The 26,117-nt window shown below is 42.2% G+C and carries 16 protein-coding genes; 4 read left to right on the forward strand and 12 right to left on the reverse strand.

The genetic code is table 11. From position 1 onward, the window contains the following. Position 1 precedes the first annotated feature (1 nt). Complete coding sequence (locus DXX92_RS06785; protein ID WP_115999759.1) at positions 2-790, reverse strand: enoyl-CoA hydratase/isomerase family protein; 789 nt, start codon at positions 788-790, stop codon at positions 2-4. A gap of 209 nt (positions 791-999) precedes the next feature. On the opposite strand from DXX92_RS06785, the gene rimO reads away from it, so the two are divergent. Then, positions 1,000-2,451: a 30S ribosomal protein S12 methylthiotransferase RimO gene (gene rimO, locus DXX92_RS06790; protein ID WP_115999760.1), complete on the forward strand. Its 1,452-nt coding sequence runs from the start codon at positions 1,000-1,002 to the stop codon at positions 2,449-2,451. A gap of 221 nt (positions 2,452-2,672) precedes the next feature. Here rimO and DXX92_RS06795 read toward each other — a convergent pair whose 3' ends face one another. The 8 genes from DXX92_RS06795 to DXX92_RS06835 form a co-directional block, all read right to left on the reverse strand. Beyond that, positions 2,673-4,655 (reverse strand): methyl-accepting chemotaxis protein, encoded by a 1,983-nt coding sequence (locus tag DXX92_RS06795; RefSeq protein WP_115999761.1) that lies wholly within the window; start codon positions 4,653-4,655, stop codon positions 2,673-2,675. A 367-nt stretch (positions 4,656-5,022) separates the two neighbouring features. Beyond that, entirely contained in the window at positions 5,023-9,624 is a 4,602-nt protein-coding gene (locus tag DXX92_RS06800) for a PAS domain S-box protein (protein ID WP_181901708.1), read from the reverse strand. Between the two features lie 398 nt (positions 9,625-10,022). Further along, positions 10,023-11,771: a GGDEF domain-containing protein gene (locus tag DXX92_RS06810; protein WP_147301942.1), complete on the reverse strand. Its 1,749-nt coding sequence runs from the start codon at positions 11,769-11,771 to the stop codon at positions 10,023-10,025. A gap of 47 nt (positions 11,772-11,818) precedes the next feature. Beyond that, complete coding sequence (locus DXX92_RS06815; RefSeq protein ID WP_115999765.1) at positions 11,819-12,064, reverse strand: hypothetical protein; 246 nt, start codon at positions 12,062-12,064, stop codon at positions 11,819-11,821. Positions 12,065-12,080: 16 nt separating this feature from the next. Then, entirely contained in the window at positions 12,081-12,881 is an 801-nt protein-coding gene (locus DXX92_RS06820; protein ID WP_115999766.1) for an SAM-dependent methyltransferase, read from the reverse strand. Between the two features lie 86 nt (positions 12,882-12,967). Further along, positions 12,968-13,552 (reverse strand): GNAT family N-acetyltransferase, encoded by a 585-nt coding sequence (locus tag DXX92_RS06825; protein WP_115999767.1) that lies wholly within the window; start codon positions 13,550-13,552, stop codon positions 12,968-12,970. Further along, positions 13,536-14,942: a pepsin-like aspartic protease gene (locus DXX92_RS06830; RefSeq protein WP_181901709.1), complete on the reverse strand. Its 1,407-nt coding sequence runs from the start codon at positions 14,940-14,942 to the stop codon at positions 13,536-13,538. Before DXX92_RS06830 ends, DXX92_RS06825 begins: the two co-directional genes overlap by 17 nt. A 265-nt stretch (positions 14,943-15,207) precedes the next feature. After that, positions 15,208-17,067, reverse strand: coding sequence for a M2 family metallopeptidase (locus DXX92_RS06835; protein ID WP_115999769.1), 1,860 nt, complete (start codon positions 17,065-17,067; stop codon positions 15,208-15,210). A gap of 1,370 nt (positions 17,068-18,437) precedes the next feature. Here DXX92_RS06835 and DXX92_RS06840 point away from each other — a divergent pair. The 3 genes from DXX92_RS06840 to DXX92_RS06850 all read left to right on the forward strand — a co-directional run bounded on the left by DXX92_RS06840 (position 18,438) and on the right by DXX92_RS06850 (position 21,652). Next, entirely contained in the window at positions 18,438-19,058 is a 621-nt protein-coding gene (locus DXX92_RS06840) for a TetR/AcrR family transcriptional regulator (protein WP_115999770.1), read from the forward strand. A gap of 169 nt (positions 19,059-19,227) precedes the next feature. Further along, positions 19,228-20,238, forward strand: coding sequence for a beta-N-acetylhexosaminidase (gene nagZ / locus DXX92_RS06845; protein WP_116002327.1), 1,011 nt, complete (start codon positions 19,228-19,230; stop codon positions 20,236-20,238). 1 nt (position 20,239) lies between these two features. Next, on the forward strand, positions 20,240-21,652 hold the full coding sequence (locus tag DXX92_RS06850) for an SLC13 family permease (RefSeq protein ID WP_115999771.1): 1,413 nt from the start codon (positions 20,240-20,242) through the stop codon (positions 21,650-21,652). 96 nt (positions 21,653-21,748) lie between these two features. Here the strand turns inward: DXX92_RS06850 and dsbB are convergent, their stop codons facing one another. From dsbB to DXX92_RS06865, 3 genes are all read right to left on the reverse strand, one after another. Beyond that, positions 21,749-22,267, reverse strand: coding sequence for a disulfide bond formation protein DsbB (gene dsbB / locus DXX92_RS06855; RefSeq protein ID WP_115999772.1), 519 nt, complete (start codon positions 22,265-22,267; stop codon positions 21,749-21,751). A gap of 156 nt (positions 22,268-22,423) precedes the next feature. Continuing rightward, entirely contained in the window at positions 22,424-24,010 is a 1,587-nt protein-coding gene (nhaB, locus tag DXX92_RS06860; protein WP_115999773.1) for a sodium/proton antiporter NhaB, read from the reverse strand. A 428-nt stretch (positions 24,011-24,438) separates the two neighbouring features. Then, the gene (locus DXX92_RS06865; protein WP_115999774.1) at positions 24,439-26,112 is read right to left on the reverse strand and encodes an AMP-binding protein; all 1,674 of its coding nucleotides are present in this window, start codon (positions 26,110-26,112) and stop codon (positions 24,439-24,441) included. Between the last annotated feature and the right edge of the window lie 5 nt (positions 26,113-26,117).

Here is a 26,117-nt window from a genome sequence, read left to right on the forward strand (position 1 = left end):
ATTAGCGGCCTTTAAATTCAGGTTTCGTTTTATTCAAGAATGCAGTAATACCGGCTTGGCCGTCTTCAGTCACAGAATTTGCGGCTAAGGCAATACCTTCTAAATGCATTTGAGATTCCATGGTTTGCGTGCTGCTAGCGTTTAACAATGATTTAATGCTCGCTAGCGCTAACGTTGGCCCTTGCGCAAGTTGGCTCGCAGTTTTCAGTGCGACGTCGGCTAATTCATCTGGGCTAGTTACTTGATTAATCATGCCCCAGCTTTCAGCTTCTTGGGCCGATAGTTTACGATTACATAACAACATTTCTTGCGCACGTTTTTTGCCGATAATGCGTGGCAGCATATGTGTAAGGCCGCCATCCGGGCTAACGCCAATCGCCGTATAAGCAGGTACGAAAACCGCTTTTTCAGACGCAATGGTGATGTCAGCAATTAATGCTAGGCTCAAACCAATACCTGCTGCCGCACCATTAACCGCTGCAATTACTGGCACATTGATGCGTGCAATGCTGGCAAAACCAACGTGCAGGCTATCGGCTAGCTTTTTCAATGCTAGCTCAACGTTATCTTCGCCATTCACCATATAATCGAGATCGCCACCCCCACAGAACAACGGGCCATTGGCATTAATTAACACTGCGCCAATGTCTTTGTTTATTTGGCAAAGACGAGTTACATCTTCAAGTTCTTTAGAAAACTCGAGGTTAAGCGTGTTACCCGCTTTTGGACGATTTAAAGTAATAGTGGCAAGGCGATCTTCGATGGTGAAGGTTAGGTATTGATAATTCATTATGGTCACTTGTTGCTCAGTAAGAGGATGATAATTATTTGTGTGTGACGTTACTGAGTCTATTAAGCCTTGTCAATTGAGACATAGGGTTGCGTTGTGATGATCAAAATTAGTAATGGTTATCTTGGTATATATTAGTCATGGATTACTGTATAATCCGCGCCCTAAAATCTCTGTATCACTAAGACTTCGACACATAAGGGCACACTATGACTGTTGAACAATTCGATCCGAATAATCCAGCACCGACTGTTCAAACTGATATCAAGCAAACCACTACGCTAGATACCCCCAACCAAGTAATTGCTGAACAAGCCAGTGAAGTTGACCATAGCCAAACACAGGGCTCGCGCATCGGTTTTGTTAGCCTTGGGTGCCCGAAGAACTTAGTTGATTCCGAACGCATCTTGACTCAGTTACGCACTGAAGGGTATGACGTTGTGCCAAGCTATCACGATGCTGATATGGTGATTGTAAATACCTGTGGTTTTATTGATGCAGCAGTACAAGAATCACTCGATACCATTGGCGAAGCGCTGAAAGAAAATGGCAAAGTACTGGTAACAGGGTGTTTAGGAGCGAAGGAAGATGAGATTACGGAAATTCACCCAAATGTACTTGGCGTCACTGGCCCACATGCTTATGAAGAAGTGTTAACGCAAGTTCATGAGCACTTAGCTAAACCTCAGCATAACCCGTTTGTTGATCTTGTGCCGGATCACGGTGTTAAGCTGACGCCTAAGCATTTTGCTTATTTGAAAATATCGGAAGGCTGCAACCACCGTTGTACATTCTGCATTATTCCGTCAATGCGAGGAGATTTAGACTCTCGCTCAATGGGAGATATTTTAGGCGAAGCACAACGTTTAGCGAATGCAGGTGTTAAAGAAGTATTAGTGATTTCACAAGACACCTCGGCCTATGGTGTTGATGTGAAACACAAGATGGATTTTTACGAGGGTATGCCAGTAAAAACGCATCTTAAGCAGCTATGTGAGCAGCTTTCAAAACTCGGTATTTGGGTGCGGTTACATTACGTTTACCCATATCCGCACGTGGATGACATTATTCCACTAATGGCAGAAGGTAAAATTTTGCCGTACCTTGATATTCCATTTCAGCATGCCAACAAGCGTATTTTAAAATTGATGAAGCGCCCTGGCAGCTCTGAGCGTGTACTTGAGCGTATTCAAAAATGGCGCGAGATCTGCCCAGAATTGGTGATTCGTTCAACTTTTATTGTTGGCTTCCCAGGTGAAACAGAAGAAGAGTTTGAAGAACTATTAGACTTCTTACGTGAAGCACGTCTAGATCGCGTTGGCTGTTTTAAGTATTCGCCAGTAGAAGGCGCAACCGCTAATGAGTTGCCTGATCACGTGCCAGAGGAAGTGATGGAAGATAGGCTACAGCGTTTTATGGCTGTACAGGCTGAAATCAGTGCTCAAAAATTGCAAGATCGTATTGGCCAAGAATACCTAGTACTAGTTGATGAAGTAAACGAACTTGGTATTGTTGGTCGCTCTTACATGGATGCTCCAGAAGTTGATGGCAAGGTTTACTTATCAGACGATTACGATGCACAGCCAGGCGATCAAATTTGGGTGCAAATTATTCATGCCGACGAGCATGATGTTTGGGGCGTAAGAGTTGAAGATGAGTAACTAAAGTAAGCAGCTGAAAGCAAGTTATTCACGCTTTTCTATTACTTAAAAGAACTAAGCATCTGAGCTAAGCCATTAAGCTAGATATTTGTTTTAAATAGATAAAAACGCCGTTATTGCTATTAATAACGGCGTTTTTATTTGTGCTTTCTTATTCCAGACTTTGGTTGCTAACCTCGGTAAAAAACTAAAGTGAAACAAGCTTCGGCTTAAGCCGTATATTAGGAGTAGTTGTACTTCTCTATTTGGTTGTCCATATCCACCGCTGAATCGGCAATGGTAACGGCAGCGACAGCAATTTGCTCAGCACCACTCACGTTTTCTGTAGCTTGTTGGAAGATATTTTCAATGTTAGTGTTAATTTCTTCAATAGACTGCGCTTGTTCTTTAGTACTCACGGTTACTGAATCGGTAACATTTTTTACTTCATCAATTTGAGTCGTGATCCGATCTAGCGCAGCTTTGATCAGCTCGGCTTGATGGGAAGCTGCCATGGCATTTTCTTTACCGTGGTTAATAATATCAAACGCCTGTGTTGAGCCTTTTTGTAACTCATCAACCACTAGCGATATTTCTTCGGTTGACTGCTGAGTGCGGCTGGCAAGCGAGCGAACTTCATCGGCGACAACCGCAAAACCTCGTCCTTGCTCACCGGCACGAGCGGCTTCAATCGCGGCGTTAAGCGCTAGCAGGTTGGTTTGCTCAGCGATGCCACCAATCAGTTGAACCATGTCGGTAATACTACCCACTCGTTCATTTAATTGATTAATCGCTTCGGCTGATTTTGCCATATCTTCTGCGGCATTTTGAATAACGCTCACTGCTTCTGTTACCGTATTTTTGCCCTGCTGTGACTCTTCCGCCACTTTATAAACTGACTCGCTGTTCTCTTGCATGGCACTGGCAATCACTGAAACATTGTTATTCATTTGTTCGGCAGCAGAAAAAATCACCTGAATGCCTGAGTGTTGCTCGGTTAAATTCACTTTACTTTGCTCAATAGCCGAGGCAGTTTCGCTAGTAGATTGACTAATATCTTTTGCCGTACTTGAAAACTGGTTTAAATCTTTGGCAAACAACTGGGTCAGTGAATTAATGCCCTGAGCAGCTTCACCCAATTCATCGTAACTAATAATTTTAATCTCGTGCAGTAAATCTCGGCGGTGTAGGGCAATGTCGATGCCTTCTTTAATCTTGGCCGATTGGTGATTACGCAGGCTGAGGGAAATATAAATGCCAATGGTGGTTAGTGCGCCAATGGCGAGTACAATAAGCTCTACCACCAATACAACCACTGCCTCTTGTTGAACCTTAATCGCGGTTTTATCAACTATCGATAGTGCTTTTTCTTCCGCGCCTTTTAAAGCATTGATGCGCTCAGTCGCATATTGAAACCAAAGCTGTGGTTGAATGTTAAAATTACTGTCTTTGTCGGCGACTGCCTGCCTAATTTGCTTCACATTTAGCGCAGCTGAACTACTCGTAGCTTGCTGGAAAAAATTTAAAAGCTCTGGTGTTGCCGACTCAAACGCTTCGTATAAAAACACCTCTTGCTTGGTCATCAATTCAGTATGCTTAGCGCGCTGTTGCGGCGTGAACTGGTCTTTTGCTAGTACGTTTGCAAGTACTGCACGCTCTATGCCAGCCGATTCTTTGGCACTTGAGAAGTTGTAAATACTAAATAATTCTGACGAGATGACTTGGTTAGAGCTCAGCTTTGACGCCATAATCACCACGTGCAAGCCTTTATTATTAATATTGGTGTAAAAACGCAGCGCATCAGCGGTTGGAATATTTAGGCTACTTACTGATTGGCGAGTGGCTTGCAGATTGGAAAAAGCAGCAAGAAAGTCATCATACGATGCTTGCATATCAGCACTGAGTGGCCATGCTTTACTGTCGGTTTTAATTTTGGCAAGTGCGCTGTCAACTAAGCTTCTTTGCTGCCTTAACTCAGTGGCAAACTTTTGCCCTGATGAACCAATAAAGCCAGCAGTCATGCCTCGTTCTTTTTGAACCTCGTGAACAACACCTAAAATGCTGTGCGATAAAAATGCATTATATTCGGAGTCGTACGCGTTATTCATGCGATTATAGGAGTGATAAACGTCGTAGAAAACCACGCCACCCAGCAATATACAGGGAAGTATAATAAACAGATTTAAGTGCGAAGAAATGTACTTAACAATATTTTTCTTGATCATAATTGCCCTTACTACGTGTATCCTTTTAACGCTTAAACTGCAAGCGGGTAAACCTACAACTCACACTTAGACCTTACTTATTAATAATTAATTTCCATATACATTTCAATAAATTAATGACGTAAACATGAATGGACGAACAAAGTTTGCACTGAGCCTTCAAGCGCTCAGCTAGTACAAAACAATAGCCGAAAAGTCGACTTTTTGCTATATCGTTACACTTTATTAACTTATCGCTATGAGTTAGCTGCAATATTCAAACAACTACTGTTTTCTGAGTGTTCAAGGGCAGGTGAATTTTGGTAATCAGCTAGGATTCCTAATCATAGTCTGTTCAATCTTAGGATTGGCTAAATTCCATACATAATTAAACAATGGATTTTAAGATGGCAGCTGTTGCTTCAAAATCATAACTGCTGAGTTGTTGATTAGCTTGTTCTAATTGTGGACGTATTGGGCTGTCACCAATTTTCATTATCAGCGCTGCTAATTTATCGACCGCTTCACTATCAAAATCCTCAGCCAGATCAATGATCTCTTGCAGCATGGTAGTTATTTCAACGTCTGAAAGCGTGATCGTTTGTTTAGTTGGTGTATCAGGTTGGTTTTCAGGCTGCTGATATGCATCTGCTTGATCAATCAGGTCAAGGTATTCAGTGATTGAGGTCAAAGCGTGAGATAGACTATTGGCAAGTTTAGTCGCGAGTAGGGATAACGCCTTGGTGTCTACATCGGCGCTTAGGTCTTGTTCTAATTGCGCTGCTAGTTGTTGCACCTCACTGGCACCGATGTTAGCCGAGGTGCCTTTTAAACTGTGAGCAATACGGACCTTTGTTTCAAGGTCGGCCTGTTGATAATCTTCTAGAAAGTTATGGTAGCCGTCAATAAATCGATGCAGTAATTTATGATAGAGCTTGAGATCGCCAGCAACAGTGGCTAGCCCTTGTTTACAATTAACGCCTGCAATTATTGGTAGTGGCGCGTTTTGTTGGCCGTTCATGTCTTTTGCGATTGCGCTTTTCACAGTTATTTGCTCATTATCCTGCGTCAGTTGCTCTGTCGCCGAATGAGTCGCTATTTTAGTTGGGAAAATACATTGAGCTAATGTGCTAAACAGCGCACGCACTTCAATTGGCTTGCCAATGTGTGCATTCATACCCACCGCTAAAGTGCGTTCAACATCGCGCTGCATGACGTTTGCGGTCATGGCGATAATCGGAAGTTGGTCGTATGCAGTATTTTTGCGGATATGACTGGTCGCAGTATAGCCATCCATTACCGGCATTTGGCAATCCATTAAAATAGCATCATAAATGTCGGGTTTAAGTTTGTTCAATGCGATTTGGCCATTTTCAGCAAGGTCAACAATAATGCCCTCGCCAGTCAGTAAATCTTTTGCTAATTCTTGGTTAAATTCATTGTCTTCAACTAGCAGAATTCGTTTACCTGAAAGTTCAGGCCATTGCTGCACGGTTTCTACCGAGCTTTGTTGCAGCTGCTCAGTGTCAACCGCTTCTTCTTGGTGATGGCTAAATGCTTCCAAAATGCTCTCGTACAAATGGCTTGGGCTCGTCGGCTTAGTTAAGGATGCGTCATAGCTTATCGAGCGCTGTTGCGCTTTTTCCGCCATATCTTGAATATCGTACGCCGTCATCATCACCAGTTTGGGTAACTTATTTGCTCTTGGTTGTTCAGATAATGCTTTAACAAAAGCTAAACCATCCATTTTGGGCATAACCCAATCAACATAAATGAGGTCAAACAAGGTTTTTTTATCATTGATTAAGACGAGTGCTTGCTGTCCAGAGTCCACGGCTTGTGCCTGAAACCCTAGTTGGTTGAGCATTTCTGACAGTATTTCCCGAGCACTTTCGTTGTCATCGACAACCAATACGCGTAACTGAGATAAATGTGCAGGAACAACAATTTTCTCATCTAACGTTTTGTCACTTAACTTGAATGTGCAGTTGAATTCAAATGTCGTGCCTTCAAGGCTTTTACTGCTTACCGAGATTTTACCACCCATCAACTCTACTAGGTTCTTAGTAATGGTTAACCCTAAACCTGTACCGCCGTATTTACGAGTGGTAGAGCTATCGGCTTGTGAGAACGCACGAAATAATCGGTTTTGCTGCTCGTCAGTCATTCCTATGCCGGTATCTGAAACAGTAAATTTAAGCGAAAGTGAGTCAACCGATGCGCCATTAGCATTACTTTTGGGCAGCAATTCACTGCTGACTTTTAGCTTAATTTCACCACTGTCGGTAAATTTAATCGCGTTGCTACCTAGGTTGATCAGAATTTGCTTTAACCTGAGCGGATCGCCAACTAAGTTAGTTGGCGTATTGCGTGGTAAATCAATAAGCAGTTCGATGTTCTTTTGCGCAGCTTTTAGGGCAAAGGTATTGCTAAAGTGGTCGATAACTTCATTTAAACTAAAGTCCACTTGTTCAATATCCAGCTTACCAGCTTCAATTTTCGAGAAATCTAGTATGTCGTTAATGATGCCCAATAGTGACTGCGCGCTTAGCTCCACTTTTTGAATATAATTTTGCGCTTTGGTGGGCAGTGGTTGCTGCAATGCCAAATGGGACATGCCAATAATGGCATTCATTGGTGTACGAATTTCGTGAGACATATTAGCAAGAAAATCTGACTTAGCACGCGTCGCTTGTTCGGCGGTATCTTTGGCACTGAGCAGCTGCTGCTCGGCAAGCTTACGCTCAGAAATGTCACGAATGGAGGCACAAATCAGCATATCTTCCCCAGTGTTTAGCGGGCTTAAACTAATTTCAACCGGGAATTCGAAGCCTTTGGCATGCAGCGCGGCAAGCGACATATTTGCGCCCATATCACGTACCGACGGGTTATCCATGTACTTTTCAACGTGAACTTGATGTATTGGCCTGATTTTTTCGGGGATCAACATATCAATAGAACGACCCAAAAACTCTTTTTCTGAATAGCCAAACAGTTCTTGTGCGAGTGCATTCACCAGTACAATTTCTCGTTTTTGGTTGATGACCATCATGCACTCTGGTGCCGACTCAATCAGCGCGTGAAACAGCTCTTCTGACTCTTTGCGATCAGTTATGTCGATAATGGTGCCATGTAATACTTTGGGTCGCCCGTCACAATCATACGATGCTTGACCACTTTCATAGACCCAGCGCTGTTCGCCATCTGCGCGAAATAATCGATATTCAACGGTATACGGCTGATGGCGAGCAACAGCGTCGTACACAGCTTTTGTGATTCTGTCGTTGTCATCAGGGTGGATAATACTGGCAAAACTGACTTCGCCAGATAAAAATTTGATAGGAGGAATTTGGAGTAGCTGTTCAGTCATGTCGCTCATAAACAACATACTCCAGTTTTCGTCAAGGCGGCAGGTGTAAACAATACCAGGAATGGTATTGATGATAATCTCCCGTTCTTTTGCGACTTGCTCGGCAATCTCGCGCGAAGACTCAAGCTGTAATTGCATTGATTTTGCTTTAGTAATATCAACAATTAACCCAGAGATTTTTAGCGCTTTGTTTTTTTCATTTCGAGTAAGCGCACTGCCATTAACCAGAAACCAGCGCCATTCGCCTTGTCGTGTTTTCATCTTGCATTCAACACGCAGTTCATCAGCCTTATTGTCGATATAATCGTTGAATAATTGCTGTACTTCATCGCGGTTATCAACGTGGATTAATTCCACCCATTTTTCAACATCTTCCCCTAAAGACAAATTAAGCTGGCGAGGCTCATAACCAAGCACTTGGGTCCAAGTTTCGTTGGTTGTGAAGGTGTTTTTTTCGCCATCCCAAGTCCACATACCTGCGTTGGCACCATTAAGTACGATGTTCAATCGTTTTTGATTATCTGTCGCTAGTTGCTCGGCAGATTTAAAGCGGGTGATATCTTGGCTAACCCCAACCAGTTGGTAGGTATGCGATGCGGCTTTGCGCAGTGTTGTGGCAATCCAGCGATAGTCTGAGTCCCCAGTATGTTTAAGCCTTACTTCAAATTTACAAAAAATATCATCGCCTGATCTAAAGCGTTTAAGCTTGCGCAGTGCGCTCGCAAGGTCTTTTCGATTAACGAGCGGGTATAGCGCTTTGTTAACGTCAATACGGCCAGGTTTTATCCCTACGATTTTCGCGAGCATTTCTGATCCACTAAGGCGCTTAAGCGAAGGTGTCCACTCCCAATCTGCGAGTTCCGCCGCCTCTGCCGCAACTTTTAGGCGAATGTCATTTTTACGGTTTAACCTGTCGGCAAGTTTTTTGGCAGTAATATCGCGTACGGTACATAAAATACCTGCCTGTTTCTGCCAGTCGATAGGTTGCAGGTTTACTTCACAATAAAATCTTTGGTTACCAAAGCGAATATGCTCCCACTCAAACGAACTAAAGCCCGTTTCTTTGGCTTTGGCAATATTGATATCGACTATCTCTTGCGAGCTTGAACCGTCAGGTTGGAACTCTGGAGAAACGCCAAACGGAAATACACTGGCAAGCTGCTCTTTGTCATCAATGCCGTAAAGGGTAAGTGCCGCTTGGTTACAGTCAACCATTTTGTGTTGGATCATGACCATCAATGCGACGTGGGAAGAATCAAACAGGCCGCGAAAGTTTCGCTCGTTGTCGAGCAATTCAGTTGTGCGAAGTGCGACTTGTTGCTCAAGCGACAAATTGGCATGGATTAACGATTGCTGTGTTCGTCTATGGGCGAAAAGTAGCCAAACAATAATCGCTACAGCAATGCCGCAGAAAAGTGCCATTACCCAGAACACAGTAGAGTCTTGGTGGGCATTATGTGTAACGTTAGTTTCTGAACTGTTATTAGCGGGTAAAAGATCGTCTGCAGATGATGCTGAAGGCTCAAATGCTGCTTGTGGTCTCTGTACATTGAGCTGGGCTGAATGACTCGTTACTTCATCAGCGATAATGGTTGAGCTGGTAAATAGCCAAACAAGCATAGCTAACAAGCTTTTATATGTGGCGTGAGTGAATTTTGAGATCATTACGAAGCAATTAACCTGCAGCGCTAAATTTTTCGATGCTATTGAAAAGCTTAGTTTATATTTAGCCGTTCGCAGGATTTATATCGCGTAATTTTTAAAGAATTTGTTAAGCGCTTTAAAGAGCAAGTGGCCTATGTTTGAACTTAGAGAGAAGTTCGCAGTTCGATACCCCTTTAGACATATAAATATGATTTACAAAAGTTTCTGTCAGATAGCTATGTGGCTAGGCAAGCTGAAACCAATAAAGTGGGTAGAGCAACAAAGCGACAATATATCAATCGCTTTGCACTCGTTTTGGAATAACGAAATTTATTGAATTTACGCTCGTTAAGCAGGGTGGTTGTAAGTAAGCATTATGGTTCGTAAATTCGGTATTGATTACGGCCATTATTTTTTGCTTGATAAAGCGCTTTATCGGCATCGGCAATTAAATCATCAATAGCCATGCCGGATATTTTACTGGTGGTAATACCAAAGCTTGCCGTGACTGAAAAATCATGACCAGAATCATTGGTATCGATTGCTTCAAATGCACGCATGCACTTTTCCGCGACATAACAAGCTGCGCTGGTATCACAACCTGGCAGCAAAATAACAAATTCTTCACCACCTAAACGGGCGAAAATGTCGTTGTCTCGCACACATGAGTGCGCGGCGCTTGCCGCGGCTTTTAATGCAAGGTCTCCTGCTGAATGGCCGTATTGGTCATTAATCTTTTTAAATTTGTCTAAATCGAACATAATGCAGGTTACAGTTTGCTTGGCTTTAGTTGCTAGCTTTAAGGTTTCTTCGGCTAGCGTCATAAAGTGCCCGCGATTGTAAACATTAGTCAAATAATCAAACTCTGCGAGGGTTTTCAAACGGCGTTGCGTACGCCAAGAACGATAACCAAAGAATGCAAGCAGGGCGATAATGGCCATTAATAATGAGGCAATAAGTTTTGTGTTCTCAGCCTCTGTTCTGGCCAATGATTGCTCGACCCGCAACAACTCATTTCTGTTATTTAATAACTCGTTTTGGTTGTTGAGCAGTTCTATTTGGTTTTTTTGTTGTATAGCTTGATGCTGTGCAAGCTGGTAGGCCAAAGCTTTAGCTGAAACTTCGTCTAAATATGCTTTTTCAGAACGAGCAAATTTTTCAAAATACTCTAATGCTGTATTATATTTATGTTTCCGTTTATTAATTTTGTAAATTAAATAATAAGAGTCTTTAGCTTGGTCTGCGATTTGGTCTTTGTGTTCTTGAACAGATAAGTAAGCGTATTTTTCTGCTTGTTCTATATTGCTCAATGCTAGATATGCTTCTGAAATATAATTGTATATACCAGCAGTCAACATAGGGTATTGTATTTTTCTAATATCATCTATGAGTGGTAATAGAAGGCCAATTGCTCTTTCTGGAGCGCCACTTTTAATAAACAAGTCTGCTTGGTAGCTTCTCAGGATATTAACTAGCAACGGAGCGTTTGCAGCAGAACAAATTCTAATAGATTCATCAATTTCGAGAGATGCGATCGAAAGCTGTCCCAAACTCTTTTTTGCTAGAACCTTCAATTGCTCTGATACGCAATGGTTATATGGAGACAATTCAAATCCGTTTAACTTTTCTAACTGGTTTAGCGCTAATTCAAATTGTTCGAATTGATTTAAGAAAGTAATTGTTGCAATCAGTGCGTTTGCAGCAAGTGTTTTTTGTGAATCTAATATATCAGAGTCAATTAATTCCTTAGTGTAGTAAAAACCTTTGATCCAATTTTTGATGGCAGCCATGTTGTATACCATTAAATATTGGGATTGGAGTTTTACAGAAGGTTTGAGGTTAGTTTGCTGCAAAACATGCTCTAGAATAGATTCTGACTTCTTATAATTGCCTATATAAGAATTCAAGTAAGCATGCAGTAGCTTAGTATCATTGATTTGTGAGCTAGAAAGATTAGTTTGTATTAAAAGGTGCTCGACTATTTCTTTAAACCTACTTGGACTCGAAAGCCTTACCTCATATGCTTCATTTATTAATGAGTTGATAGATTTGTCCTGCATAGCTTCAGCTTTGAATACTGTGCAGCAGGCAAAAAACAGTAGAGCTCCAATTAACTTTATCAATGTTTAAACCCTATTGGTGGGTAAAAAAGTTGTTAGAACCGTTCAGGCTAAATAGCGATAGCACTGGTTGATTGTTCTTTTTCTTGTTCATCGTTTTTGTCTTCAGATGGCTCATCGTCTTCAGCAGGCACAATTGCAAAACACTTTATTTCCGGTTGTAAGCTTTTAAAATGATTAATATCTTCCAACATTGCGATTTCTTTTTCAGACAAAGCGCTTCTAAGCTCTTCTGTGCTTCCACTTAGAGAGGCATCGCTTCCTAATTTTTCTAATAAGTCAATTAATTTCGCCATTATCTATTTCCTTTTGTTATTGGACTAGCGTTAAAAAAGAAGTTCTATCTAACTTGTTCAGTTCGTTACGAATTTTGTTATTTGGTATAAGCTTGCTACTAGGTGGAATAACCAAGGTCGTTTGCATATTTAATTTTGCTTTGGCAAGTGCACTGATCCTAATTTGCTCTTTTCGCACTTTTTCAGTTGGTAAAGTGTTTGCTTCATAAAGTACAACTTGATGATCAGTAGGATAATGTTTCAGTAGTAAATCGACTAATAGTTGCGCGTATTCTTCACCAGTCGAGAATTTGCTAAAACTAACGTCACCGGCGAGGCCTACTTGCCATAAAATCATATGTGCAGCAGTGTCTACAGCCCTTTGGTAAAGCATAAATTGGCTAGCTTCGTAATGAATGCACCCGGTTTTACCTGGGTCTATGCCTAGATCGGCGTACAAACAGTCTTCTGCTGAAATGCCAGCTTCCATTTTTGCAGGAATATTTAGTTTGTCCAAAGCGGAGATAGCTTTGTGTGCAACGCAGGCAAAAACGCCTGGGTGGCCATAAAATGCGGCCACAACTTTGAGCCCTGACTGAGCAGCCGAAACTAGTTCGTTGGTCATTTCTCGATAGGTGCTATGCCTTGACTTACCTTCGTCATAAAAAGGCTGTAGGCTTTGGCAGTTGCTGTTCATTGAGCTAACCCAACTTTCAACAAAACCATCAGACATTAATAGATAAACTTTGTCTGCTTGTTCTATATGACTGCGGCTAATGGGGCTGATATGTGCGCCAAGGGTAATACCAACTCCAACGCAAACTAAACTTCCAGACATCTAAACTGTAGCTATTTATTATTATAATTGGCTAAGATAGCAGTAATTAATAATCGATTAAACATTTAGGTTTAAGAAATTACTAATTATTGGACGGCGAAATTGTTTACCATTTTACTCCAAGTCTTTTTGTTAATAAATGCGTAATAATTGCCATTTTCGATTGCGCTATAGTCAAAAATAAAGCCTGTTTTTTCAACAAGTCTATGGGTTTTTACATTTTCCTCTGCAAAGCGGGCAACAATTTCATCTATGTTTAAACAAGTAAAGGCAAACTCCAAAAGGCTATTTATTGCCTCTTCCGAAAGTCCTCGGTTTTGTCCACTATTGGCCATCATAATGCCAATTTCCCAAATTTTCTCTTGACGATGTTTATTTGTCTGATAAAGCATTTCAAACCCGATTGTTTCATTATTAACCGTGGAAACTATCGTCCAAATACTAAATTTTGCAGGTTTTGTTTGATTAAGCTTTAATGCGGTTTCAAACTTAGCATGTGCTACCTCTTGTGATACTGCCCCTCCAGTATGTTTCATGATCTTTTCATTTGTATGCAGTTCAATAAAAAGTGCCTTATCTTGGCTATTGAGTGGGCGCACAAGTAATCTTTTTGTTTCAAAGCTATTCTTTGTCTTGGCTGACGTCAGTATAGTTTTAGCTTTGCTTTGCAAACCTAATCACTCCTGTGCCGTTAACACTTCTATCAAATACTGTGTAGTAGTTGGTAATTAGGGGTAAACCAATAATGCTTTGGTTTGGCCAGTTAGGTAACTGGCTGAGCAGTTTAAAACAAGCCTTATCGTTTTCTGGGGTATTAATTTGCCAGTAGTGGCTAGGGGGGCAAACTAACGCTTCAAGTTCACTACTTTTATCGTTTTCACCGATAAATCGAAAGGTTAAATCGGGCCATTGGGTTAGCTCTAATTGGTTAGCGTCAACTCCCAAGTATTGCTGCTTGATTTCTGCAAATGGTGCAAGCAACTTAGCAAACTTAGGGTTCATTTCATTAAGCTGTTCGGTAACTTGTTGGAATAAACCTTGAGGCAATATCGTTAGGCTGGCACCAGCATCTATAATGGCGTTGGTAAAGTAAGACTTTTCATCTTTAGGTGCCAATGGCTCGGCTAGAATCGGCGTATTATTGCCAACCTGCACCGAATGCAGTTTTACGTTGTAATAAACATCATGAAAAACCTTGATAGTTTTAAATGCGCCATTATAGAACTCAGTCTGTGCTTCGCTGCCACCTAAGATGAGTCGCCCTTGATTAAGCGGGTCTGCTACTAATTCTTCTATTTGCTTCGCGGTTGGGCTAACTGCACTGATATTTTCGATTGCTACATGAACACTTGAGCGCTTGGCATAAAAGCTAAAACGGTTATCAACTAAATGCTGATCGGCAATTTGAGTAAACAACGGCCTAATATCGTGCTCTGGCTGTTGCCACAAAAAAGCTTTAAATGCCTTAAGGCTTTCAAATTGTGTTGAATTGTCAGTTAACGATTGTTTACTTGATGTTTTTTTATCTGCTGATTGTGTAGCTGATGTTTTATCACCGATTGAAAACGGCCAAGGTAGGCTAAGTGCGGGGCTAATTTGTTTTTTGTTATAAAACTCTGTTAGATCAAAGCTTTTATTTAAGTGGTGATAGGCGAGCCCTAAAATACCGTCAGCATCACCAAACGTTTTGGTTGGCTCAGCTTCAACTACTGCAATTGAGGTATTACATACCAGTGCTTTGCTTGTCTTTTGATTGCCAAGGCTTGAATGATTGTTAGTTTTAGTTTTGCTAGCTTTAGCCTCGCTTGAAGTAAAACATAGCTGGCTATGTACAAGGGCTCCTGCCCAGCCCCCTAATCCATAATTAACTTCTTGTACGATAGGTGTCGCAACTAATTTTTTATCTTGTACGGGCTGGTAGTTATTGGGCTCGACTACTAAGGTACTGCTGCCGGTATCAATAATTAAGTTGACTGGGTTTTGCTCACTACCCAAATAGACAGTCGCGGTAAAGTCACCTTTGGCATATACATTGGTGAGTTCAAGCGTAATACTTTTCATTTTATTGTTATTTTTGTCGTTCGTTACTGCTTGGAAATAGCGCCTTTGGGCGCTACAAAACCGGATAAGCATAGCGAGGTGACGTGCAAAAATAAAGTGGAGTTAGCGTTAGTTTCTGGCTTGCTAATGGTTAATCAAGCTCAATTCTTAATCTACAAGTTGCCGTTGGGAACGCTTTTCAAGGCTTATAATGAGAAACGCCTCGATTAATTCGAGGCGTTTCTATCAATGCTTAGCTTGTTTTAATCAACTTAGGCTTAAGTCATTAAAAGCCACATTGGCGACCTTTGTTTTGGTCTTTTAACCAAGTGTGCAGTGGCGCAAAGTAATCAAGGATAGCGGTTGCATCCATTTGCTCATTACCTGTTACGATTTTGTAGGCTTGCTGCCATGGTTGGCTCATGCCCATTTCTAGCATTTTGTTAAGCTTTTCACCTGCGTCTTTATTGTTGTAAATCGAACAACGGTGAATCGCGTCAGTATTGCCAGAAATCTCACACAGCGCACGGTGGAATTCAAATTGTTGAATATGCGCAAGAAAATAGCGGCTATACGGTGTATTCGCCGGTACGTGGTACTTTGCGCCAGGGTCGAAAGCATCAGCAGGGCGCTCAACAGGTGCACTTACCCCTTGATATTTCTCACGTAGTTCCCACCAAGCTTGGTTGTAATTCTCAGGGGTTACTTCGCCCGAGAACACTTTCCAACGCCACTGATCAACTAATAAACCAAATGGGATAAAGGCAACTTTGTCTAATGCCATTTTCATCAGTAGGCCAATGTCTTTTGATTCGTCTGGTACGGTATCAATTAGGCCAATTTCTTTAAGGTATTTAGGTGTCACAGAAAGCGCAATGGTATCACCAATGGCTTCGTGGAAACCGTCGTTAGCTGAGCCTTGGAAGAATACTGGTTGATTTTTGTAAGCGCGTTGATAGAAGTTATGGCCTAACTCGTGATGAATGGTAGCAAATTCTTCACCCGTTTTTTGAATACACATTTTAATGCGAATATCGTCAGCACCGTCCATGCTCCATGCCGATGCATGACACATTACGTCGCGATCCGCAGGCTTAGTGAATAACGAACGTGTCCAGAATGTTTCTGGTAATGGCTCAAAACCTAGTGAAGTGAAGAAGGTTTCTGCACCTTTCACCATCTGAATTTCGTCATAGTTATGCTTGGCAAGCTGCTCAGTAACATCATAACCAGGATCTGCATTTTCTGGTGCAACTAAATCATAAATATTGCCCCACTGCTGAGCCCACATATTACCCAGTAAGTGAGCAGGAATAGGTTGGTCTTGCGGCACTTTGTCTTCACCGTAATGTTCGCCTAATTCAGCGCGAACGTAACAGTGTAAATCGTCGTAAAGTGGCTTTACTTGACCCCATAAGCGATCTAGCTCTTTGGCAAACTCATCCGCAGGCATATCGTATTTAGAACGCCACATGGCGCCAACATCGGCATAACCTAAGGCTTGTGCGCCTTCATTACCCAGCTCTGCTTGACGCTCATAGAGCGGTTTCATGTCTGGGCTAACCGTACGCCAACCTTGCCAAAGCTCAAGTAATTCATCGTAATCGCGTGATGTTGCCATTTTTGATGACATTGCGACTAAACTTAATTCTTCACCTGCTTTGGTCGTGTAGGTACCTTTACCATACATGCTACCCATTTCGGCAGCTAAATTAGCAAGTTCCTCTGTTTTTGCTGAATCTTGCGGCGCAGGAATAACGAGTGCTTGTTTCAACACTTCTAATTTGCGACGCTGCGCTGGGGCGACTTCCACACCATCAAATTTTGCTGCTTCCATTGCATACTTAACGCCAGCCTCAGTTGATCGTTTGCCAGCAGCAGAGGACAAAGCAGCGGTATCTTCAGTAATAAAGTTTTGGTAAATCCATTCAGCGCGTGCACCTTCAACGTTCAACGTTTGAATTTCTTTCTCAACACGGCTTAAGAAAGTATCTACGTCTTTGGCAGTTAATGCTTGAGTTTGTGTGGCAGTTTTTACCTGTTCACTTGATTGTTGGTTCGGCTCGGCTTGTTTTGAAGGGTTACAGCCAGTTAATGCCAATGCAAGTGCACCAGCTACCGCTGTGACTTTGAAGAGTTTGTTCATAGTTTGAGCTTTATTATTTTAAAAGTAAGGCAAGTATAAAGCAGTGAGATTATTTTTAAAGAATCGCAAGCGCGCTAGCGGTTTTGTCGAGGGTGGTTTGAGTAGTCTTGAGCCAGCTATCTTGAGCCAAGTGTCTTGAGCCAACTATCTGTAAGTAAGTTGTAAAATATGGGCATGCTATAAAGAACAACCGCGCAGTTTTTAGGCTACGCGGCTGGGATTTCATGAAACAAGGAAGTATTGCATGTCACTTAGTAGCGAACCCCTCAAGAACTTGTCTATAGTGAAAACTATTCTTCACTACTTTACAGACGTTCTTGTTTGATTTACGACTAAGTAAACTTAATTGTAGACCTTTATGCGTTAATTGGCTGAATTTTTATCATCTTTTTTCTATCTAACTAATAACCAAAGACAAAGTTCTCTATAAGCCTTGAGTTAAGGCCATAAAAATCAAAGTGTTAAAAATTTATTAGCGTGCTTTTAGTACAAGGATTGTTTGAAAAATGCGCTGAAATGCCGCGTGAAATGTTGAACAAAAACATTAGTGCAAAAAAAAGCCCAGCGATAGGTGCTGGGCCAAAAGAAGGAGAGTATAACAAAGTCACTTAACAAGCTTCACCTTGAAAAGATGGTGATATATTAGCCATATCTTGTGTTTTTTACTGTTGGTGATTTGTTTAAATGTGTAATAGTTGGTCGCCAGTTTGATACATTTTGGGTGAACGCTAAGGGCGATTTTCGGATAAAAAAATGGCTCAGTGCCGATTGACAGATCAGGTCGCCGAGCCAGGGAGAAGTCATGTGTATATTGTTTGAGGTGTACACGCCTAAAAAGTTCCTTGGATATTTAAAAAAGTATTAGGGCGTGTTGAACTTTCAGGGTTGTTTTTGCAGCAGTCTGTTTGGTTTTTATACAGGGCGGCAATTGTGCAGTGTAGTCATTCTCCATAAATAAGTGCCAACACAGTAGAAAATTCAAACAGACGCTGCCCTGCGGGTTCACCTAAACGCTTCCTGCTCATTGTTGCTCGATTTTTACATACGACTGCATGGATGAAGGAGGTAGAGCGACTCAGGAGACAAAGCCGAGAACGACTATGCGACAAAGCGAGCGCCGCGATCAGAAAGCGTTTAGATTGAACAAAATTCAATCTCGAAAGATCAACACGCCCTAAGTTTTTCGTAGAACGATTAACCCATTCTTGCGCCCGCGCTATTTAATCTCTCCAATTCATTGCTTCTAGTTTGTTTCAGTTCTTTTGTTTTCGCTATATTAATTGACGGCAGCGTCTTAGGTACGCTATTTTAAACGCACGTTTTAACTGTACGTTTAAACGGCATTTGTCTAAGCAGTAGGCGCGCAGGGTATGAGTACAAAAAATAAAATATTAGATGCGGCGGAAGAACTTTTTGCCATAAAAGGCTTTAACGGAACATCGCTAAGAGAAATTACTAGCCAAGCTGAAGTTAATTTAGCTGCGGTAAACTATCATTTTGGTTCTAAAAAAGAGCTTATTAAAGCGGTAATTTCAAGATATATGAATGAACTGGCGCCGAAGCTAGAAAAAGCGCTGGTTGATGTTTACGACCAAGAAGCGCCAACATTGCACCAAGTGTTTTCTGCATTTGTTCAGCCCTTACTGTCGTTAAACGAATTAAGAGAAAATGGTACAAGCATTTTCTTGCAGTTATTGGGGCGTGGTTACACCGATAGCCAAGGTTTTTTACGTTGGTTTTTGACCACCCAGTATCCCAATGTGATTGAACGTTTTGTTCAAGCGGTGCAACGAGCCTACCCAGACTTGACCGCAGAACAAATGTTCTGGCGTTTGCACTTCACCATGGGCACTATCGTATTTACCATGTCTTCTAGCGATGCCTTACTTGATATTGCGAAAAATGATTTTAGTAAAAACTTAGGCGTTGAAGATTTGATTCAACAAGTCATTCCTTATGTCGCTTCAGGCGTAGCGGCTCCAGTCCGTTAAACTTATTATCCACTACTGATTGTTGGTTATTGGTTGACGCTTAGTTGTTGACGCATATTTGTTGACGAAAGTGCTGCAATAAACGCTTCATAAGCCCTTTTATTATCCAAGCGATATTTAATATGATTAAATATCGCTTTTTTAATGCCTTAAGAGCACCAAGGATATGATTGGACCTATCATGCTCGATGTCGAAGGGACATCACTCACTGAAGAAGATAAGGAAATTTTGGCTCATCCGCTCGTTGGTGGGCTTATTTTATTTAGCCGTAACTACGAGTCTCCTGCCCAAGTTTCCGAATTGACCCGCGATATTCGCCATGCGGCTCAAAGTGATATTTTAATCGCTGTTGACCAAGAGGGGGGACGAGTACAACGTTTTCGCAATGGATTTTCTGCTATTCCAGCCATGGGAAAACTTTGGCAACAAGCTGGCCATTCCCTCGAGCGGGCATCAATGCTGGCCAATGCTTGTGGGCAGCTCATTGCATTGGAAGTGATGTCGGTTGGCGTTGATATCAGTTTTGCTCCTGTGCTGGATATCAATGACGTTAGCGACGTGATTGGTGACCGAGCCTTTCATTCACAGCCCGATGCAGTTTATCAACTTGCTGACGCCTTTATTCATGGTATGCATTCGGTAGGCATGAAGTGCACTGCCAAACATTTTCCTGGGCATGGCAGTGTTAAAGAAGACTCTCATATTGCCTTGCCGATAGATAATCGTGATCGCGCTGAGATCTTAGGTATTGATATGGAACCCTTTCGCCAACTTATCAATGCGGAGAAAGTTGATGCCGTGATGCCAGCGCACGTTATTTACCCAGCATTTGACGATAAATCGGTTGGTTTCTCTTCATTCTGGCTACAACAAGTATTAAGAGCCCAGTTAAATTTTGACGGTGTTATTTTTAGCGATGATTTGTCAATGGCTGGTGCTGGTTCAATTGGTGGCTTTGTCGAACGCACTGAAGCCGCCCAAGCCGCAGGTTGTGATATGTTGTTAGTTTGTAATGATCGAGCCGCAGCAGTTGAGGTTATCGACAAAGCCAATATTCAAGTGCAACAAGCTAGCCAGCCAAGATTGGCAAGAATGCTCTCAAAAAGCCCTGTTAAGTATGAGCAGTTAACGCAAATTAAAGAATGGCAGCAAGCCCGAACAGCGTTAGGAATTTCATAAAATGAACGTAGCATCTGTATTGACTAATAAGTATTTTTATTTGCTGACGGGTGTTGTGGTCTCGCTCGTCAGTTATGTGTTGTTGCTAGCCGCAGGTTTACCACAATTACCTGCAACAGCGGCTGCTATTACGCTATTAACTGTGATTTGGTGGGTCAGTGAAGCCTTACCTATTCCAGTTACATCGCTCGTACCGTTTGCATTGCTGCCACTGTTTGGCGTGATAGATCATAAAACTGCGGCATCAGCATTAGGTAGCCACGTTATATTGCTGCTGATGGGGGCATTTATGCTGTCAAAAGCGCTTGAGCGCAGCAAAGTGCATGAGCGCTTAGCAATCTACATGATTAATCTGGTTGGGCTAAGCAGCGGCAAACGCTTGGTATTTGCGTTTATGCTGTCAGCTGCAATGCTAAGTATGTGGATTTCAAATACAGCAACCACGTTAATTATGCTGCCAATTGCGTTAGCGATTATTAGCAAACTAGACAATAAAGTACTGGCTTGTGCGCTTATTCTTGGTATTGCGTATGCCGCAAGTTTAGGTGGCGTTGCCACCCCGATAGGTACGCCGCCCAATGTAATTTTCATGGGCGTTTATCAAGAAAATGTAGGCCAAGAAATGGGCTTTCTGGCCTGGATGAAAATTGGTGTGCCGGTTGTGGTGCTCTCACTGCCTTTAATGGCACTCTGGCTGACCAGAAATGTGAATACCTCGTTAGATATCGATTTACCCAAACTAGCGCCGTGGCGTACAGAAGAGAAACGTGTGCTTTGGGTGTTTGGCTTAACCGCATTAGCTTGGATCACTAGACAAGAGCCATTTGGCGGCTGGACTGGTTTATTGGGATTGAAAGGTATTGGTGATAGCACTGTCGCGCTTGCTGCTGTGGTGATCATGTTTATTGTGCCAAATGGCCGAGTAGACCAAGAAACCGGTCAGAAGGGGAGGCTGCTTGATTGGCAAACGGCACAAACAATCCCTTGGGGGATGTTATTGCTATTTGCTGGTGGTATTGCGATTGCAAAAGGTTTTGTGAGCTCTGGCTTAAGTACTCTGATTGGTGAATGGCTATCTTCATTAGCAACTATCCCGTTGATTGCTATGGTGTTGGTAATTTGTTTAGTAGTAACTTATTTAACCGAAATTACTAGCAATACAGCCACTGCAACACTACTGCTGCCAATATTAGCGGCCGCGGCTTTATCGGTAGGTGAAGACCCGCGAATTTTCATGATCCCAGCAACAATTTGTGCAAGCTGCGCATTTATGTTGCCTGTGGCGACTGCGCCTAATGCCATTGCGTATGGCACGAATATGCTGGAAATCAAAGATATGGTAAGGGAAGGCTTTGTATTAAGCTTGCTCACCGTAACGGTCACTACAGGTGTCTGTTATTGGCTGCTTGTCTAATTGCTGTTTAGTTCAAAGTGCAGTTAGTAAAAGAGCGCCGAATGGCGCTCTAATTTTTTGTAAACTAGCTTTTTGACTTTAACTATTTGTTTTTAATTAAAGATTTTTGGCAACGGCAATTCGTGTCGTTAACACAGCTGCAAGCAATGCAGTATAAACACCGTAAACCACAACCATCCATTGCGGCATGCTATAGCCTAAAAATTGCCAGCTAATTTCACCACAATCGCCTGTTGCTTCGAACAATGCTGGTAACCATTCATGCAAAGGCGCCCAGCTTGGGAAGTTTGGTGTAAAGTCACAGGTAAAAAACAGTGATAAGGTTGCGCTTTGCATTTCGACATGTTCAAGCGCGATGATTAGGCCCCATATTGCGCCTGTTCCCCACAGTCCATAGCCAGCTAGTCGAGCAACCAATTGATTAGGGGCGAGGTAGCCAACAACGCCAGCAAAAAAGATCGCCCAAATTGCCACCCGCTGATAAATACACATAATGCACGGCGCTAAGTCCATCACATATTGAAAATACAGGGCCGCGAACTCTAGACCCAACGCCGAGGTGGCTAACAATCCCCAAGCTTGTTTCTTCGTGGCGAGATTACTAATAAAATTCACATAGTTTCCTTATAGTTATAGCGAATACCAATCGTTAAATAATCATTCAATTGGCCTAACGGCATTTTATTGAAGGTGTTGTATTGAGGGCATTGTATCGAACAGGGCGCGAAAAAAAAGCACCGTTAAGGTGCTTTTTGTTAATAAGTTTTGCGACTAGTGTCCGCTAGGAGCCTGCGCTTCCGAAGCTTTATGATGATGGATAATACCAGCATCGTAGAAGTCTTGTGTTTTTGACTCTAAGAAACCACTAGAAATGGTAATTAGGCCAACCGTTGTTAACACTAAGGTGTATGGCAGAGCCATGACCACCATACGACCATATGATAAGCGAATCAGCGGCGCCAAAGCTGAAGTTAACAAGAATAAGAACGCTGCTTGACCATTTGGTGTTGCAACACTTGGTAAGTTGGTTCCCGTGTTGATGGCAACTGCTAACATGTCGAATTGATCGCGCGTAATGTGGCCCGCTAACAAGGCTTTCTTAACTTCGGTAATGTAAACCGTGCCAACGAATACATTGTCAGAAACCATTGATAAGAAACCATTTGCTAGGTAGAACATCACTAGCTGCATATTCCCTTCAAAGGTTAGCACCCAATCAATAACTGGCGTGAATAATTGCTGGTCAATGATTACTGCAACCACGGCAAAAAATACGGCCAGTAGTGCAGTAAATGGCAATGCCTCTTCAAATGCATGGCCAATTTGATGCTCTTCGTTTACCCCAGTAAATACTGTTGCGAAAATAATAACGCTTAAGCCGATCAGGCCAACGGCCGCAAGGTGAAGTGCTAATGCTATAATTAACCAAACACCGACGATACCTTGCATCACTAGTTTTACTTTATCGCGAGTTGTACGCTTTCTTGATTCCTCAGCATCGAAATCTTGCAAAATAGCACGCACGCTCTCTGGTAAATGCGCGCCGTAACCAAACCATTTTACTTTTTCGAGTAACACACAAGTGAGCATACCAGCAATAAATACAGGCGCAGTAACAGGTGACATACGAATAGCGAACTCAACGAATTCCCAGTTAGCTTGTTGACCAATAATTAGGTTTTGTGGTTCACCAACGATGGTACAAACACCGCCTAGAGCGGTACCGACACCAGCGTGCATAAGCAAGTTACGCAAGTAAGCGCGGAAGTCTTCTAAGTCGTTGCGTGACACGTCATGTACATCACCATCATGGGTGTGGTCATGGTCGTGTGCAATTTCTTTACCTGAGGCAACTTTGTGATAAACCGAGTAAAAGCCAACCGCGACACTGATGATTACCGCAATAACCGTTAACGCATCTAAGAAAGCAGATAAGAAGGCGCTAGAAAAGCAGAATAGTAAAGACACCATCGTTTTTGAGCGCACTGTCGTAATGATTTTAGTGAATAAAAACAGTAACAGGTTCTTCATAAAGTAGATGCCTGCAACCATAAAGATCAGTAGCAGCAGTACTTCAATATTGACAATAAGTTCGTGGAGTACTTGCTCTGGCGAGGTCATGCCAATAACTACCGCTTCGATAGCGAGTAGGCCGCCTGGTTGCAGTGGGTAACACTTTAGTGCCATTGCTAAGGTGAAAATAAACTCTAGAACAAGTGCCCAACCGGCAACATAAGGGCTAACGTAGAAAAATAAGATGGGATTAATAACTAAGAAAGCAATAATGGCGTATTTGTACCACTCCGGCGAATTACCGAGGAAGTTTTTGAAAAACGCACTCATAACTGACTGCTGCATAACTAACCTTTTAGAAATTTAGTTTGAAAAGTATCGCGCCCATAACAATAGGTGTATCGATACTTTTTTCGACAAAGTTGGCAGAATATATCATATAAAAATAGACATAATTAGGGCTGGCTACAATTTTTTGCAGTTTACTTGATCTGTCGTATGACTGCTTGCTAGTCAATGTATTTATTGGATTGTTTGTGTTTTCAGTAGCTGGCGAGTAAATACTCTAAAGCTTGGTTGTCGATATAGAGAGTGAGAAAGGTCAGTTTGTTTATGGTTAGTTGGTGAGTAAACACTCTAAAACTCTGGTTTATAGGCCGCAATTTCATTTTGACATGCTTATGTCTAGCTAAAGACTTCCCAAATAAACCTTTATGATGAAAACTCGTCAAACATCGTTATTCGACGAGTTTATATCGGGCGCTAATTGCAGGTTAATTCGTCCAAACAATTTTATCGCTGTGGGCGTGAGCGATAATATCGGCGAATTTCTCTTCTATTGAGTGCCTTTTAACTTTTAATGTTGGTGTCAGCAGGTCATTGTCAATTGACCACTCTTCGTTAAACACTACTAAGCGATCAAGTCGTTGATGGCTTTCTAGCGTTTGATTGATGCTGTTTAAGGTGTCAAGCAAGCTTGCCTCGTTATCCGCCTTGCTTTCTTTTTTTGCATCTTCAGACAAGACAAGTAAGCCAATTGGTTGGGCTAAGTTGGTGCCAGTTACACACACTTGCTCAACATTGGAGTTTTCCATAATTTTCGCTTCGATGGGCGCGGGTGTGACATATTTGCCTTTAGCGGTTTTGAATATATCTTTTAATCGACCTGTGATGCGGTAATAGCCATCACTGTCAACAACGCCTTTATCACCAGTTCTTAGGTAGCCATCATTGGTAAATACGTCAGAGGTTTTTTCTTGATCCTTGTAGTAGCCAATCATGTTGCAAGGGGCTTTCAATTGAATTTCACCATCTTCGGCAATACGCATGTCTACACCGTCATAGGCTTTGCCTATTGAGCCGACTTTTTCTTCTCTAAACGGTATACAACTCGTGCCATAGGCTGCGTTCTCTGTCATGCCCCATGCTTCACAAATATCAATGCCGATTTTTCCAAACCACTTTATTGTAGCTGGTGCTAAAGGTGCCGAGCCAGAGGCATAGTGTCTTGCGGAGTCTAACCCCAATTGCTTTCTTATTTTTGACGCGACTTTTTTGCCAATAATAGGTAAGGCTAGTAAAAAGTTGAGCTTTTTCTGTGGAACTTTAGACAAAATTCCCATTTGAAATTTTGTCCACAAGCGCGGTACTGAGACAAACAGCGTTGGGTCGCAATTTTTTACATCGCGCGTAAAAGTATCGAGCGATTCAACGAAGTACAACTTTATACCTGAGTAATACCCAGAGAGCTGTATCAAGGCTCTTTCGGTGATGTGTGCTAGTGGTAGGTAGCTCATGACGCGATCTTCGGTACTCACACCCAGCACATGGATTGAGTTACTGGCTGCCCAGCTTAAAGTTCGATAAGTGTGAACAACACCTTTGGGTTGCCCAGTACTACCAGAAGTGTAAATAATACTGAAAACATCATCCATATCAGGCACTGGGCTGTCAGCTATAGGGTCAACATTAGTGAATTCTTCCCAGGAAATTGGCACATCTGCGCCTTCATAAGGAAAAGCAACTTGTTTGACGTTGTCAGGAAGGTAACTAATTGATGCTTTCGGGTCATCCAGTTTGCCAACAAAAATCATTTGGCATTCCGCATGTTCTAATACGTAATGTATTGTGTCTTTGCCTGCGGTTGAAAAAATTGGTACCGACACATGACCTGCCATCGCTATCCCCATATCAGCAATGATCCAATGTGCACAGTTTTTAGAAAGAATAGCAATGCGGCTGCCTTTAGGGTAGTTACTGGCGCGTAATGCAGCAGCGACTTTTCGTGCTTGTGTGATGGCTTCTTTCCAAGTGAACTCGATGTATTCGCCATTAACTGGCTGGGTCATATAAAGCATATCAGGATGCTCGCTTTCCCAATGATAAAGCATCGATATAGGTGAAGTAACAGTGCTTTGCGCGGTATTGTTAGAATTATCTTGTGACATGCCTA

It is taken from the genome of Thalassotalea euphylliae (genome assembly GCF_003390395.1).
Lineage (GTDB): Bacteria > Pseudomonadota > Gammaproteobacteria > Enterobacterales > Alteromonadaceae > Thalassotalea_F > Thalassotalea_F euphylliae_C.

What these genes read in the sequence shown, in the direction of transcription:
- DXX92_RS06785 (WP_115999759.1), bottom strand. Translation starts at nt 790, where the DNA reads ATGAATTATCAATACCTAACCTTCACCATCGAAGATCGCCTTGCCACT.
- rimO (WP_115999760.1), top strand. Translation starts at nt 1,000, where the DNA reads ATGACTGTTGAACAATTCGATCCGAATAATCCAGCACCGACTGTTCAA.
- DXX92_RS06795 (WP_115999761.1), bottom strand. Translation starts at nt 4,655, where the DNA reads ATGATCAAGAAAAATATTGTTAAGTACATTTCTTCGCACTTAAATCTG.
- DXX92_RS06800 (WP_181901708.1), bottom strand. Translation starts at nt 9,624, where the DNA reads ATGCTTGTTTGGCTATTTACCAGCTCAACCATTATCGCTGATGAAGTA.
- DXX92_RS06815 (WP_115999765.1), bottom strand. Translation starts at nt 12,064, where the DNA reads ATGGCGAAATTAATTGACTTATTAGAAAAATTAGGAAGCGATGCCTCT.
- DXX92_RS06820 (WP_115999766.1), bottom strand. Translation starts at nt 12,881, where the DNA reads ATGTCTGGAAGTTTAGTTTGCGTTGGAGTTGGTATTACCCTTGGCGCA.
- DXX92_RS06830 (WP_181901709.1), bottom strand. Translation starts at nt 14,942, where the DNA reads ATGAAAAGTATTACGCTTGAACTCACCAATGTATATGCCAAAGGTGAC.
- DXX92_RS06835 (WP_115999769.1), bottom strand. Translation starts at nt 17,067, where the DNA reads ATGAACAAACTCTTCAAAGTCACAGCGGTAGCTGGTGCACTTGCATTG.
- DXX92_RS06840 (WP_115999770.1), top strand. Translation starts at nt 18,438, where the DNA reads ATGAGTACAAAAAATAAAATATTAGATGCGGCGGAAGAACTTTTTGCC.
- DXX92_RS06850 (WP_115999771.1), top strand. Translation starts at nt 20,240, where the DNA reads ATGAACGTAGCATCTGTATTGACTAATAAGTATTTTTATTTGCTGACG.
- nhaB (WP_115999773.1), bottom strand. Translation starts at nt 24,010, where the DNA reads ATGCAGCAGTCAGTTATGAGTGCGTTTTTCAAAAACTTCCTCGGTAAT.
- DXX92_RS06865 (WP_115999774.1), bottom strand. Translation starts at nt 26,112, where the DNA reads ATGTCACAAGATAATTCTAACAATACCGCGCAAAGCACTGTTACTTCA.